The sequence below is a fragment of the Paractinoplanes lichenicola genome (assembly GCF_016785085.1).
Classification (GTDB): Bacteria; Actinomycetota; Actinomycetes; order Mycobacteriales; family Micromonosporaceae; genus Actinoplanes; species Actinoplanes lichenicola.
Genome location: NZ_JAENHO010000008.1, coordinates 1 through 13,689, shown reverse-complemented (window position 1 = coordinate 13,689; position 13,689 = coordinate 1). Strand labels below are relative to the sequence as shown.

Annotated in this window: 13 protein-coding genes; 5 read left to right on the top strand and 8 right to left on the bottom strand. The window is 71.0% G+C overall.

All coding sequences use genetic code 11. From position 1 onward, the window contains the following. The first annotated feature begins 18 nt into the window (after positions 1–18). Genes JKJ07_RS27285 through JKJ07_RS27265 form a run of 5 tightly spaced genes read left to right on the top strand, consistent with a single transcriptional unit; the run spans position 19 to position 3,421 of the window. Entirely contained in the window at positions 19–291 is a 273-nt protein-coding gene (locus JKJ07_RS27285) for an EsaB/YukD family protein (RefSeq protein WP_202994663.1), read from the top strand. A gap of 3 nt (positions 292–294) precedes the next feature. Continuing rightward, a complete protein-coding gene (locus JKJ07_RS27280) occupies positions 295–930 on the top strand; it encodes a hypothetical protein (protein WP_202994662.1) in 636 nt (211 codons plus the stop codon). Further along, positions 927–1,937: a Mov34/MPN/PAD-1 family protein gene (locus JKJ07_RS27275; protein WP_202994661.1), complete on the top strand. Its 1,011-nt coding sequence runs from the start codon at positions 927–929 to the stop codon at positions 1,935–1,937. The genes JKJ07_RS27280 and JKJ07_RS27275 overlap by 4 nt, the downstream gene beginning before the upstream one ends. A gap of 3 nt (positions 1,938–1,940) precedes the next feature. Next, complete coding sequence (locus JKJ07_RS27270; RefSeq protein ID WP_202994660.1) at positions 1,941–2,207, top strand: hypothetical protein; 267 nt, start codon at positions 1,941–1,943, stop codon at positions 2,205–2,207. After that, positions 2,204–3,421 (top strand): HesA/MoeB/ThiF family protein, encoded by a 1,218-nt coding sequence (locus JKJ07_RS27265; RefSeq protein WP_202994659.1) that lies wholly within the window; start codon positions 2,204–2,206, stop codon positions 3,419–3,421. The genes JKJ07_RS27270 and JKJ07_RS27265 overlap by 4 nt, the downstream gene beginning before the upstream one ends. Here JKJ07_RS27265 and JKJ07_RS27260 read toward each other — a convergent pair. The 8 genes from JKJ07_RS27260 to JKJ07_RS27225 form a co-directional block, all read right to left on the bottom strand. Beyond that, positions 3,414–5,327 carry a vWA domain-containing protein gene (locus JKJ07_RS27260; RefSeq protein ID WP_202994658.1) on the bottom strand — a complete coding sequence of 638 codons (1,914 nt, stop codon included), beginning with the start codon at positions 5,325–5,327 and terminating at the stop codon, positions 3,414–3,416. The two genes, JKJ07_RS27265 and JKJ07_RS27260, sit on opposite strands and share 8 nt — an antisense overlap. After that, positions 5,324–6,559 (bottom strand): hypothetical protein, encoded by a 1,236-nt coding sequence (locus JKJ07_RS27255; RefSeq protein WP_202994657.1) that lies wholly within the window; start codon positions 6,557–6,559, stop codon positions 5,324–5,326. Before JKJ07_RS27255 ends, JKJ07_RS27260 begins: the two co-directional genes overlap by 4 nt. Then, on the bottom strand, positions 6,556–8,130 hold the full coding sequence (locus tag JKJ07_RS27250; protein ID WP_202994656.1) for a glutamate--cysteine ligase family protein: 1,575 nt from the start codon (positions 8,128–8,130) through the stop codon (positions 6,556–6,558). Before JKJ07_RS27250 ends, JKJ07_RS27255 begins: the two co-directional genes overlap by 4 nt. Positions 8,131–8,261: 131 nt before the next feature. Continuing rightward, positions 8,262–8,567, bottom strand: coding sequence for a putative quinol monooxygenase (locus JKJ07_RS27245; RefSeq protein WP_202994655.1), 306 nt, complete (start codon positions 8,565–8,567; stop codon positions 8,262–8,264). A gap of 9 nt (positions 8,568–8,576) precedes the next feature. Beyond that, positions 8,577–9,977: an RICIN domain-containing protein gene (locus JKJ07_RS27240; RefSeq protein ID WP_202994654.1), complete on the bottom strand. Its 1,401-nt coding sequence runs from the start codon at positions 9,975–9,977 to the stop codon at positions 8,577–8,579. A gap of 41 nt (positions 9,978–10,018) precedes the next feature. Continuing rightward, positions 10,019–11,170 (bottom strand): zinc metallochaperone AztD, encoded by a 1,152-nt coding sequence (gene aztD, locus JKJ07_RS27235; RefSeq protein WP_307834432.1) that lies wholly within the window; start codon positions 11,168–11,170, stop codon positions 10,019–10,021. 51 nt (positions 11,171–11,221) lie between these two features. Beyond that, entirely contained in the window at positions 11,222–12,115 is an 894-nt protein-coding gene (gene aztC, locus JKJ07_RS27230) for a zinc ABC transporter substrate-binding protein AztC (RefSeq protein WP_202994652.1), read from the bottom strand. Further along, the gene (locus JKJ07_RS27225) at positions 12,112–13,137 is read right to left on the bottom strand and encodes a WD40 repeat domain-containing protein (RefSeq protein ID WP_307834431.1); all 1,026 of its coding nucleotides are present in this window, start codon (positions 13,135–13,137) and stop codon (positions 12,112–12,114) included. The genes aztC and JKJ07_RS27225 overlap by 4 nt, the downstream gene beginning before the upstream one ends. Between the last annotated feature and the right edge of the window lie 552 nt (positions 13,138–13,689).

Below are 13,689 nucleotides of genomic sequence, written 5' to 3'. Positions count from 1 at the left end.
CCCAGGAAAGGCTCCGACATGGACAAGATCCAGCTCACCTTCATCCACCCGACCGAGTCCGACCGGCGGATCACCGCGGCCGTGCCCGGCGACGCGACCGCGAAGACCCTGATCACCGAGATGATCCGGGCCAACTTCATCCCCTCGCCGGGCAACACCACGCAATACCGGCTGCGCGACGCGAACTCGAACAAGCAGCTGCTCGACGACACCACGCTCGCGGCGGCCGGCATCACGGGCGGCGAGACGCTGATGGTCGACCACACCACGACCGGCGCCCGGGAGGTCTGACCGATGGCCAAGCCCGCCGAGCTGCTGCAACGCCGGCGCTTCGACTACGAGGTGCTGGCCGACATGCAGTGCGCGACGTTCGCCTCCGAGGCGTACGCGTCGACGGCCGACCTCAACGCCCGCCGGCACCAGATCAAGTCGGCCGGCGCGGCCGACAAGTGCAGCAAGTACCGCCTGATCTTCCGGATCCCGACGCTGATCGGGCCGGGCAAGTTCACCCAGCAGACCGAGATCGGCCTGGACACCGACGTCTCCGACTACCCGCGCAACCCGCCGAACTCCTGGATCATCACCGAGGCGCCGTGGTCGCCGCACTTCCTCAAGAACGCCCCGGTCTGCATCGGCGACGAGCTTTGGAAGAACCAGCGCGGCTACGTCACCCTCGGGCATCTGGTCATGCACATCGCCCGGATGCTCAACTGGGACGAGAAGGGCCGCGGCCGGGGTTACGTGGGCTGGAACGGCGAGGCGATCAAGTATCACCGCCGGCACTACGGCGACCGGCCGCTCGACCCGAGCATCGTCTATCCCAAGCTGCCGCTCTGGCTCACCGCGGCCGACGCGCCGGCGGCGTCCGGCTTCGAGATCATCAGCCAGTCGGGCTCGCCGGCCGACAGCGGCATCGAGTTCTTCCGGTGAGCGGGGTCGAGTTCGAGATCCTCCGCGAGGAGCAGGGGCCGCCGTTCCGCCGGCGGGCCCTGTTCCCGCAGCACTGGGTGTTCGCCGTGCCCGGCGGCCACACCGTGCTGGTCGGCCCCGACGTGCTGGCGACGCTGCGCGGGTGGGCGCACCACGCGCTGCCCCGCGAGACCGGGGGCATGCTGGTCGGCCGGGTGCTGGAGGACGCCGACGGGGCGTACACGCTGGTGCAGGCGGCCGTGGCGGCGCCGCCGGAGGCGGGCGGGCACGGCGAGCTGCGGCTGTCGGCCGACCTGACCCAGCGGCTCAAGGAGGAGGGCGCCCGGGCCCATCCCACCTGCGACCCGGTGGGGTGGTGGCACAGTCATCCGGGGCCGAGCGCCTACAGCGGCACCGACCGGCAGAACCAGTCGACCTGGACCGACGAGCGGCACGTGGGCATCCTCGTCTTCGCCCGCTCCGACCGGAACTGGGGCCGCGTCTATGTCGGACCGGCTTCGATCCCGGCGCAGGAGATGTCGCGTGGAGGCGGAGCGGCCGCGCCGCAGCAGGCTCCTCGTCAGCCTCCCCCGCAGCCGGCGAACCGCCGGGCGCTGTCCCGCCCGCGGATCAGCCGGTCGGCGGCGGCCCTGTTGCTGGCGCTGGTCCTCGTGCTGGTCGCGATCGCCTTCGGCTTCCGGCATCTGGCGAACACGATCAACAACCGGATTCCCGCGGACGGCCGGCCCCGCCTGACGTTCGCCTGTCCCCTGTCGCCCGACTCCACGGCCTATCGCTGCTCGGTGCGCACCGACTCCCCCGACGACGTGCTGTGGCAGATCAACGGCCACTTCGTTCCCGGTACGACCGTGACCGTGATCCGTCCCGCGGCGGGCTCGGCCGTGCCGGTCGAGTTGTGGCTGGACGACGACGGCCGGCGCTACCGGGTCGAGTCGTTCACTCTCGACGGGCCGCCACCCGAGGCCGCCCCGCCGGAGAACCCGGCACCTCGGACGCCGGGACGGTGACGAGTGGGCACCTTCATCGTCATCCTCCTGATCATCCTGGTGCTGGCGATCCTCGGGAAGGCGCTGACCCGGCCGAAGAAGCCCACGTTCGAGGTCATCAGCCGCACCGACAAGCCACCCGTCCACCCGGCTCCGAAACAGCCGCTCCCGCCGTTCGGCCAGGGCGACGGCGCGGTGGAGTTCTCCGCTCAGACAGCCAATGCCAAGGCCCGGTGCTACCTGACCGGGATGGAGGTGGGTTCGTGCACGTGCAAGAAGCACAGCCAGTGACCGCGACCGGGCTGCACAGCCGCTCACAGCTCGCGGGCTACGACCCCGAGGTCCTGCAGCGCACCAGGGTCGCCGTGATCGGCCTGGGCGCGCTGGGCCAGAACGTCGTGCAGAATCTGGCCCTCAGCGGCGTCGGCCACCTGCTGCTGGTCGACTACGACGAGTTCGAGGGCCACAACGCCACCCGCTCGCCGTTCTTCCCGGCCCCGGCCGAGGTCGAGCGGCTCGGCACCGGCAAGGCGCCCGTGGTGGCCGACCGGGCCGCGACCATCGCCACCGCCGCCGAGCCGGTCGTGCGCTACGCCGAGATGCTGGTGCAGTCGGCCGGCGACGCGGTGATCCGGTGGGCCGACGTGGTGGTCTCGGCCGTCGACAGCGTGTCGGCGCGGGCGTGGCTGGCCGAGCGCTGCCGCATCCACGGCCGGCCGATGATCGAGGGTGGCTTCGCCGCCGCCGAATACAACCTGTCGGTGTTCGCCGGGGTCACGGGCGCGGTCTGCTATCGGTGCCTCAACCCGGGCCGGGTGTCGATCGGCTCGTGCCGGGCCTACGCGCGCGCCGCCGAGGCCGCCTCGATCATCCCGGCCATCCAGACCTCGGCCGCGACGCTGGGCGCGCTCATGGCCGAGCAGGTCATCCAGGTCGCGCTGGGCGATCGGGAGTGGACCGGGCTGCGCGCCTACGGCAACGTGCGGCGGCCGGTGCTGAGCACGGCGGTGCTGCCGGTCGACCCCGAATGCCCCGGCCAGCACGCCGTCCTGCCCGTGCTGGGTGAGCTCCCCGAACTGCCCGAGCGGCTGGCCGGCCTGGTGACCCGGCTGCGCGACAAGCTCGGCACGGGCTGGCTGATGCTGTCCGAGCCGGCCGTCGTGAGCATGGCCTGCGTGCGCTGCACCGAGATGTGCCGGGTGGGCGCGACCGAGTCGGTGTGGCTGGCCGCCCCGCGCTGCAGTGGCTGCGGGGGCCCGTGGCCGCGCTCGACCGGCGAGACCACCCCGCAAGCCGTACGGCTGCTGGCCGTGGAGGACGAGGTGACCGGCCCGGCGGGCGAGATCGCCTCGGCTGACCTGGGCATCCGGGCCGGCTGCGCGGTCGTGGTGCAGGACGGCGAGGGACGGCACGGGCTGATGCTGATGCCGGGCACCCCGGATTCCGGCTGGCGCACGGCGACGCCGACCGGCAACGTGAAGACCGCCATCCCGGCCGTCAGCTGACCGGCCACAGGACGACGGGCTCGTCCTCGTTCTCGGGCTCGTCGTCCGGGTCGTCCGGCTCGGCGCGGTTGATCACCTGCTCGACCCTGACCAGCGCGCCGAGCAGCACCTCGAGCGCGCCGAGCTGCACCCTGGCCCAGTTGGCGGCGTCCTCGGGGTCGAGCGCGTAGCGCCGGGTGCACTTGGCGTAGAACTTGCCGGCCCAGGTGTGCGCCTGCTGACCCGGGCGGTCGTGCACCTCGTCGTGGCGCAGCGCGAACAGCCGGTCGAACTCGCTGTCCGGGCCGAGCAGCGCCACGATCTCTCGAATCGGGTACGGCTCGGCCGAACCGGGTCGCAGCCGCTCGTCCAGGTTCTCGCTGAACACCTTGTAGACCGACGAGATCCAGCCGACGAAGTCGAGCCGGCGCGACACCAGGCGGCCCAGGTCGGCCAGGTCGTACAACTGGCGTTCCGAGGGCTGGAACAACCGGCCCACGTCGCGGCGCCGGCTGGCCGCCACGCACAGGCTGTACACGCCGCGGATGCGGTCGGCCAACTGCTCGATGCTGTGCCGGGTCTGCGGGTCGACCTGGCCGACCCGGCGCAGGGCCTCGCCCAGCTCGGGTTGCAGGGCGGGCAGGCGCGGCTTGGCGGGCCGCCCGACTCCCCGGCTCGCGCCCGTCCCGAGTCCGCTGAAGTACTTCTCGAGCACTTCCATGCCGCCGATCTGGGCCCGTTCCCCGCCGCCCACCTCGATCAGTTCCCGGAGCAGCTCATGGTTCGGCACGATGCTGGCCTCCTGCGGCCGGTTGCCGTACCGCTGCTTCCACCAGGTCTCGAAGAGGTCCCGGTCGCTGATGCCGATGGCGTGCAGCCGGATCCCGGAAGTCCTGTGCAACTCCTCCATCAGCAGTACCGGCTCGTCGGTGCCGTTGACCACCTCACCGGTCTTGTCCTCACCCTTCGACGTCAGGTGTGCCCCGTCGCTGACCAGCACGATCAGGCGATCGTTGCCCGGTACGCCGTACCGGTAGAGCAGTTCGGACGCGAAGTGCAGCGCCTGGCCGATGTCGGTGCCCGACCGCTCGCGCGGGACCAGCTGGTTGATCGCCTCCTCGAACTCGTCGAAGACCGCCGGATCGGAACCGGCGTCCATCTCGGCCATGCCCCCGCCCCGCGGGAACACCGACGTGCTCTGGTGGGTGAACTTGACCAGGGCGATGCGCGAAACCCGTCCGGCGACCCGCTTCCGGGCCTCGAGAAGCTCCAGCAACGACACGCGCTGGACCTCGCTGCGCTTGATCGGGGTCCCGGCCCGCCGGCCGATGAGGTTCGTCCGGGTCACGATGTCATCGGCGACCATCGAGCCGCTGCAGTCCGCGAGCACGACGATGTCGACGCCGGCGCGGCTGCCGAAGAGCATCAGCTCGGTCTGCTCGGTGATCTCGACCAGCCCGCTCAACGCCTCACCGCGAGCGTCGGTCGCCTCGCGGATACGCATGGCGGAGCCGTCCACGTCCAGCCAGGAGGAGGCGTCGCCCGGTTCGAGGTGCACCACCCGGCCGGCCACGTCGGTGGCCCGGGCCAGTTCCTCGATCACCTTCTTGAGGGTGCTGTCGGCTATCGGCTCGATGGTGGCGACCGCGGCCGGCGTGGCCGGCGTCGGTGTCAGCTGCCACGGCTGACTGCCCGTCTCGGTCAGCCGGAGCCGGTCGGCCAGCGCCTCCCCGACCGCCACCATCCCCTCGGGCAGCTCGCCCAGCGGCATGACCCGGACCGGCGCGACCTCCCGCGCACGCAGCAACGCCGGTATGCCGCCGCCGGGGGCCCGGCTCGCGGCCACGCCGACCCGGAAGCCGTCGAGCAGGCCGGTGCCGCCGACGATCAGCAGCCGGTCGTGCGTGGAGGACCAGGACCCGGTCATGCGTTCTCCCGCTTCACCGTCATCGAGAGGAAGCCGCTCATCTTCCTGGCGTACGCCTCGAACTGTTTCTCGAAGTCGTCCGGCACCCGGACGAACAGCAGGTTCGAGCGGGACGTGAAGAAGGCGTACGTCATCTGCTCGGCCAGTTTCGTGCGACCCGCGCCCCGCAGGTATTGCCGCAGCCGCGCGAAGTGTTTGAGCCCGGCCTCCCGGTCCTGGGCCGCGGTCTCGATCGCCGCCCGCATGGCCCGCCCGTACGACTCGTCGAACACGGCCGCGTGCGGCGTGCCGGCCAGGTCGCGGCGCACCGCGTCGACGAGCTCGGCCACCGCGGGAATGTCGACCGGATCGCGGCGCACGTTGATCAGCATGTGCCGGAAGGCGGGCAGGGTGGGCAGCCGGAAACCGCTGCCGTGGCCGCGGCGCAGGGCGGTCGCCACCACGACCTGCCGGATCAACTCCGCACGGCCGAGCTCGGCGAGACCGGCCCGATGCTCCTGGCAGACGGCCAACCCCGTACGCCGGGGTCCGTAGACCTGCCAGCGGAACCCGTGCCGCAGGCATTGCCGCCGGGCGCAGGAACGGCCCGCCGCGTCGGTGTGCTCGCAGCTCATCGACCCGGTGGACGCGCACCCGGTGGCCGCGCAGGCCGGGAAGCGCCGGTCGTGACACTGCGGGCAGTAGGCCCGGTCCGCGTTGCCGGGAAGCGCCTTGCGGTGCCGGTCGCACCACGCCCGCGCGCCCTTGCAGCGCGGCCCGCCGCACCAGAACGACCCGGCCTCGCCGCACTCGCAGCGCGGACGATGCCGCCGGCAGGTGACCCGGCCGAAGTTGAGGTCCACGATCACCGCGTGGTCGTCGCAGAGCGGGTCCGGGAGCTTCGCCTCGCGGCACTGCGAACACACGAACGGCCCGTACCGCGTGATCTTCGCGGCGGCGCAGCTCGCACACTTGTACCGGATCACCGGCGGTTCCACGACACCCCGTACGGCGAACGGGGTGGTCCGATCCAGCCGGGCGGGCGCGGAAGCGGGGTCGACGAACCGTACGGTCAAGGGGCCGTCGGGCAGGTCGAGCCGCCACGTGTCCTTGACCTGCGGCTGCAGCGTGTGGACGGTCGGCTCGATCAGCTTCCACAGCTCCAGATAGCCGTCGGGACCGTCCGGCACGGTGCGGAACTCCCGCAAGTCGAGCTGGACGGGGACCACGGCCGGGCGCCGGACCTCGGTCATCGGGCGCCTCCCCGGCGTACGGCAAGAATTTCGATGTTGACCTTGTCTTGGAACAGCGAATCGTTGATCACCAGCAGCCGGACGCCCGCTGGCGGGTCGGCCAGCACCGGCATCAGGGCCTTCGTCGCGGTCTCCCGCTCGGCCTGGGGCAGGCGCAGGCTGACCAGGGCCCGGCCGCCGGTGCGGGCCAGCTGCACGGCCGCCGCGGCGGCGCCCCGGGCCCAGTCGTCGGGGACCCGGCTCAGCGTGCGCCGGGCCTCGGCCGCCGGCCGCAGACTCCGGCGCAACTGCTTGGCGTCGGCCCCCGTACGGCGAAGCTCGTCGTGCAGCCGGATCGGTCCGCCCGCGGCCAGGTAGCGCTCGATCGCGGCCAGCACCACGGGCTCGGCCGGCTCGCCGCCGAGCTGCTCGAAGAGGTCGCGCGCGGCCCGTCCGGCGGAGGACCGCCCCGCCCGGCGACGAGGCGTCCGTTGCGCGGCGAGGCGGTCCTCCCAGAACCGGGTGGCCATTGCCGTGGCCCCCGGAGCCAGCTGCTGGTTCACGGCGGCCAGATGGTCGGTCGCCAGCCATTTCGGGTCGGTCAGGCGGCGCCCGAGCCGGTCGCCCAGCGGCTCGGCCCGCCACAGGTCGTTCTCACCGCAGACCGCCCGCGGATGGGCGTCGAGGATGGAGAGCCCGCCGGTCAGCGTGGCCAGCTCGGCCGGCTCGACCTGCATCGCGGCCAGCTCGGGCACCAGCGTGTCGATCAGCTCGACCAGCCGCATGGTGGCGGCGGGCGGCCGGTTCTTCAGATCGTTCTCCAGCCGCGCGGCGATGCCCGTGGCGATGGCCCGCGAACGGTCCCGGTCCAGCACCCGGTCGGGGATGGGCGGCACCCGGCGGCCCTCCTGCTCGAGGCGGCGGGCGGCCATCGCGATCGCCTGCACGAGCAGGGCGTGGGCCACCGCCGTACGGGGAAGCAGTTGGCCGTCGATGCAGCGGAGCTCGACCGCCGGGAACGGGTAGGCCGGCCCGCCCAGCGGATTGACGTCCATGTGCTCGAGCCGCGCGATGCCGTGATCGCGGCGCAGGCTCTCCCGCATCCGGCCCAGGTGCGCCTGACTGGCCGAGTCGAGATAGCGGGCCGGCACATGATCGGTGGCCTCGGCCAGCCGCCGCGACCCGCTCGCCTCCACATGCCCCGGCCCGAACGCGGCCCGCCCGGTCAACGCGATCAGCTCCGGCACGAACCGGCGGAACTGATTGGCACACAACTCCCGCTGCGTATCGTTGGCGACCTCGACGGCGTGCAGATCGGCGCAGAGCCACCCCGGACCGTCGGCCGCGGGCAGCCAGGCGTTGGGCACGAGCTCCCCCAGCCGCCGGGCCAGCGCGTCGGCCAGCAACGTGGTCGCCTCGGCCAGATTGCGGGTGAGCCGCTGCCGCACACCCGGATCAAGCAACCACACCGGCCCGGTATCGATCCACAAGATCCCCCGTTCGGGGCTGCCCCGCAACGACATCCCCCGCGGCAGGGCGGGCGGCCGCTCCACCAACTTGGCCACCAGCCCCGGCGCACGAGCACCCCGCACCACATACCCTTTGGCAATAACATGGCGCAGCGGTCCAGAACGGTAGAGCCCGACGAGCATCCGGTCTCCGATCAGCAGGGAAACGTCCGCCCTGTTACTGACGGACAGCCCGCGCGACCACCAACGAAGCGTCAAGCCCTCGTGACAAGCGGCCCACCCGTCAGGAACTCGACACGCGTCCCCACCAGCAGCGACTCCTTGGCGGCGTGGAACCGCTTCACGTGCTCGGCGTCCTCGTGCGCCTGAAAAGCGTCCCGATCCCGATAGACCTCATAGAAGACGCGGGCCAACGGCTCCTCCTCCACGGCGTGCGTGGCGTACGTGAGCGTGCCCGGCTCCCGCTCCTCGATCGCCCCCACCACCTCGGCGGTCAACTCGTCGAAGCGGGCGGCCGCGTTCAGATCGCGGCAGTCGAACCGAACCACCAGTACAAACATGCCCCGACTCTAAGAAGTGCGGGACCACTGCTGGTTGGTGCCGCTGCCACACGCGTACTGCTGGATGTCGGCGCCGTCGGTGGTGGAGGCGGCGACCACGTCGAGACACTTGCCGCTGTGGCGGGCCTTGAGCTGGTAGTAGCTGCCGGTCGGGGCCCACTGCCACTGCTGGTTGGCGCCGTTGCCGCAGGCGTACTGGATGATGTTGGCGCCGTCCGCGGTGGAGGCGGCGGCGACGTCGAGGCACTTGCCGCTGTGCTGGGCGACGATCTGGAAGTAGCCGCCGCCGGTGTCGCGGAACTCGAAGCGCTGGTTGCCGCCGCCGTTCCACGCGTACTGCTTGACCTCGGCGTTGTCGGCCATCGAGGCGCTCACCACGTCGAGCACCTTGCCGCTGCCCCGGCCGGTGATCCGGTAGTAGGTGGCCGGGTTGCCGGTGACCGTGCCCGCGGCGGCGTCGATCGTGATCGTGGGATACCAGGTCAGCGTCATCGACGTGCTGGTCGGGAAGCTGATCGGCAGCCAGACGTAGCGGGAGTCGTTGACCGGCCCCGACCAGGCGCCGGCCCAGCGGTCACCCATGTAGAGGAAGGCGTTGCCGACCGGCAGGACGAAAGCGGGCTGGGAGCCGTACGTGGTCGAGTCGCCGACGTTGGTCCAGCCCGACCAGGGGCCGGCGATGCTCGTGGCGGTGGCGTACTTGGCCTGGTTGGGGTTCCAGCCGGAGGTGCCCGACGTGAGCATGAAGTAGACGCCGTTGCGCTTGAACATCGCCGGCGCCTCCCGGGTCGCGTTGTCCCAGAAGTTGCCGACCAGCGCGGCGACCTGCAGATAGTCGGCGGTCAGGCGATAGATCTGCAGGTCCCGGTTCTCGTCGGCCGCCGAGATCATGTACGCGGTGCCACCCTCCTCGTACAGGGTGATGTCGCGCGACATGTGCTGGTTGAGCGGCCGGAAGCTGCCGTGATAGGTGTACGTGCCGTCGATGGTGCTCGCGGAGGCCACGGCGGCCCGGGCCTCGCCGTAGTCGGTGCCGTTCTCCTTATGCATCCACATCACGAACCTGCCGGTGGCCGCGTTGTAGACGACCTTGGGCCGTTCGATCTTGGCGTTGCCCAGTTCGGCCGCCGAGGACGAGGTCAGCACGTTGTTGCGGAATTCCCACGTACGCAGGTCGGCCGACCGATAGACCGAGACGGCCCGGAACGTGTCGTCGGCGTTGCGATTCTCGCCGAACCAGTACCAGTACGAGCCGGCCTTGAGTACCCCGCCCCCGTGGGCGTGCACGCCGGCCCCGGCGGTGTCGGTGAACTGCACCCCGTTCGCGATCGTCACCGGCGCCGCCCGCGCGGGCACCGGGACCGAGGCCACGATCAGTGCTGCTATCACCGCCACCACCGGGACCCGCATGACGCACCTCCATCGATATGGACCGATGTTAACGATAACCCTTAGTGGCCGGCCAGCGTCCCACTGATCTCGTTCGGAACGCCGTCCAGGGTGGCCGACGCGATGATCTCGCCGCTGGTCAGGTTGAGCTGGTGCACCTTCTTAGCCGCCGGCTCGGTCACGTACGCGACGTCACCGCGAACGAACATCGCCGGGCGTGGCTGCTGCCAGTCCACTGGCTCCTTCCAGGCCGCGACGACCGGCCACGACTTCGTGATTTTGGCGGCGGCCGGGTCGACGACGTGCAGCTTGCCGTCGGTGCCGAGGATCAGCCCCTCGCCGCCGGGGCCGCGGTTGAGCGAGCGGAAGCTGTAGCTGACCCCCGAGGGCATCGGCACAACCGTCAGCTTCGCGGTGGCCGTGTCGATCAGCGAGAAGTGGGTGGGGTTCTCCAGTTCGGCGTCCGGCTCGATCTTGTAGTCGCCGAGCAGCACCGGCGAGGCGTCGCTGCCCGCCTGGTTGCCGATCCGGCTGTATTCGCGCTCGCTCTGCACCTTGACGAACGCGCCGTTCTTGAACAGCAGCACGCCGTCCTCGCAGCCGAGCCCGACCACGTCGCCCTGGGCCACCGCCTCGCCGTGCACGCCGGGGCACTTCTCGCTGCGGGCGATCTCCTTGCCCGCCGGGTCGAGGGCGATCGCGCCGGTGCGGGACTCCTCGGTGCCGAGGGTGACGATCATGGTGCCGTCGGCCAGTTCTACGGCCACCCCGTGGTGCGGCACCGCCGTCTTGTACTGGCGGCCCTGCGGCTTGCCGTTCGCCAGCTCCTCGGGGTCGAAGCTGTTGACCTCGCCGGTGCCGTCGGTGAACAGGATCGTACGGTCGCCGTGCCGGACGACGTGGCCGGGCTTCTCGCCGGGGTAGGCGATGTCGGTCATCGTGCCGTTGACCGCGTCCAGCACCTGGAAGCCCGCGCTGGTCGAGACGAAGACGTTGCTCGCGTCGCCGGCCGGGTTGATCCGGTTGAAGCCGGCCATCGGCAGGGTGCGCTCCACTTCGAGCGTCTCGCCGTCGAGCACGTAGATGCCGCCGTCGTAGGTGATCGCCACCGGGTCGTTGATCGCCGCCGCCGACGAGGGTGCCGGGGCTTCGTTCCCACAAGCGGCCAGCGCCCCGGTGGCCAATACGGCCAGGGCAAGAATTCTACGTCGCACTCGGATCTCCTTCATTGTAATGACATCCATTTTCGTTAAGCGGCCAAAAAATTAGAGGCCGCCGATGATCGCCTCGGCGTTGAAGCGCATCATCGCCAGATAACTCGCGGCCTCCCCGTCCGGTTCGCTGAGCGACTCGGAATACAGCCCGACCACCCGCACGCTCAGCCCGGCCTCGTCGGCCAGCACCTCGGCCAGTCGCGCGGGCTGCGCGGTGTCGGCGAAAATCGCCCGTACGCGGTGCTTCTCGATCGCCGTGACCAGCGACGCCAGGTCGGAAGCGCTGGGCGAGGCGAGCGTGGTGCCGCTGGGCAGAATCGCCCCGATCACCCGCAGGTCGTAACGCCCGGCCAGATAGCCGAACACGTGGTGATTGGTCACGAGCACCCGACGCTCGGCCGGGATCCGCGCGAAGCGGCCGGCCAGCTCGGCGTCGAGGGCAGCCACTTCTTTCCCGTACGCCGCGGCCCGCTCGCGCACGACGGCCGCGTCCACCCCGTCGACGTGCGCCACGATCTCGTCGCCCAGCAGCCGAGTCGCGGTGACCACGCGGGCCGGGTCGGTCCAGAAGTGCGGGTCGGGCAGCCCCGCCGCGTCGCCCTCGCGATATTCGATCGGCTCGACCCGCGCGCCGACCTCCACGACCCGTACGCCCTGGGCTTTGGCCGCCTCGACGTGGTGCAGCACCCCCTCCTCGAGCCCCAGCCCGTTGTAGACGACCAGGTCGGCGGTCTGCAGCGCGTTCGCCTCGCGGGCCGAGATCCCGAACGAGTGCGGGTCGGCGTTGGGCTTCATCAGCACGGTGACCTTCGCCTGGTCGCCCGCGATCCGCTCGACGACGTCGCCGAGGATGTTGGTCGTCACCACGATCCGCGCCTCGTCGGGCCCGGTGCAGGCGGTGGCGCCCCCGGCGAGCAGCAGCAGGAGCGCGAGGAGCCGCCTCACCGCCCCACCTCGACGGCCAGGTCGGGCCGCTGCGAGGCGGGAAACGTACGGGCGGTGCGCAACCGATCCTGATAGTCGACTTCGACGATGGCCTGGGCCTCCGGCTGCGTCACATAGGCCCGGTTCACGTCGAGCGTCACCGTCGCGGCCCGCAACGGCGCCTCGGCGATCGCCCGCCCGGTCGTCAGGTCATAGCTGATCAGCGTCCCGTCGTCGTCGAGAGCGAGCACCGTACGCCCATCGGCCGGCGACACGGCAGCCACCAGCTCACGCCCGTTCGCCGGCACGTGCCGCAGGGTCACCTTGGACGCGTTGACCGACCAGACCCCCCGCCCGTCCCCCACGGCCGCCTCGTTACTGCGCGGCCGATACCCGAACCCCGTACCCGCAACCGGCCCCACCTCAGACTCGAGCACCTCGGAGGTGTCACCCTTGATCCGCACCACCGAGTCCTCGCAGGCAATGACCACCCCACCCCGCAACACAGCCGCCCCCCGCGGCGCCACACACGGCACCCGCAAGGCCCCGGTCTCCCGCCCGTCATACCCCATCGCCACGATGCGACTGGCCGGCCGACCCTTCTCGTCGCCCACGGCCACCAAAAGCGTTTCCCCGTACGGCACCGCCAGCCCCGTGCTGCTCCCGGAGTCAACGGTCACCACCTCACTCACGGCCCCGCCCTCCAGCTTCCGCCGGTCCAGCACCGTGACCCGCCCATCCGCCGTCCCGATCGCGGTGTGCGCCTCGGCCCCCACCACCGACACGACTCGGGCATCCAGAGCAACAGCGCCCACCGTACGGGCGGCAGCCCGGTAATAGTGCACGTGGTCGGTGTGGTCCACGGTCCACACACCGGTATCCACGATCTCCAGCGTCCGATCCCCGTCCCCCGCGTAGACGAGCCGCCCGTCCTCAGCCAACTCCTCCACACCGATCGACAACCCGACCTGCTCCTCACTCCCGCCCGCCAAATCCAGCAAACTCAACTGCCGCGCCCCCACAGCCGCGTAGGCGATAGCCACCTGCGCCTCCGGCAGTTCCTCGGCCCCCGCCACATACCCGTGCGGTCTCTCTTCACCGCCCTCCTCCCCCGGCCCACATCCCGCAACCGCAAGCACCAGACCCACCACAACAACAACCTTCCTAACCACGACCTCCCCATCCCTCCGTTCCGTCCACAACGCCTAAAACCGCTATCCCGCAACACTTTCCGCGCCAGAAAGGAAGCCCCTTCCGCATAAGGCACTCCCTCGCCCTTCACTCAAGACAGCCCGCCACCCTCAGTCGCCCGTCTCACAAGGCACGCGCTCGACTAATCACGAATCCCTTATCCAGCAAGGAATTCCCCCGAACAACGCACGACGCCGACCGACACCACGCCTCCACACGACTTCCCTCCCGACCCCAACGCCAGCTGTTGTGCTGCCCCCCCCCCCCCCCCCCCTCCTCCCCCCCTCCGCAGCGCCCATCGCACCCGTCCGCTCCCGTTCGCGCCGCATCCGCGCCCGCCCGCTCCCCACCCGCCCCCCGCAGTCTACGGGGGTGCCCTGCGCCTATGCCACCCAAGCACCCCC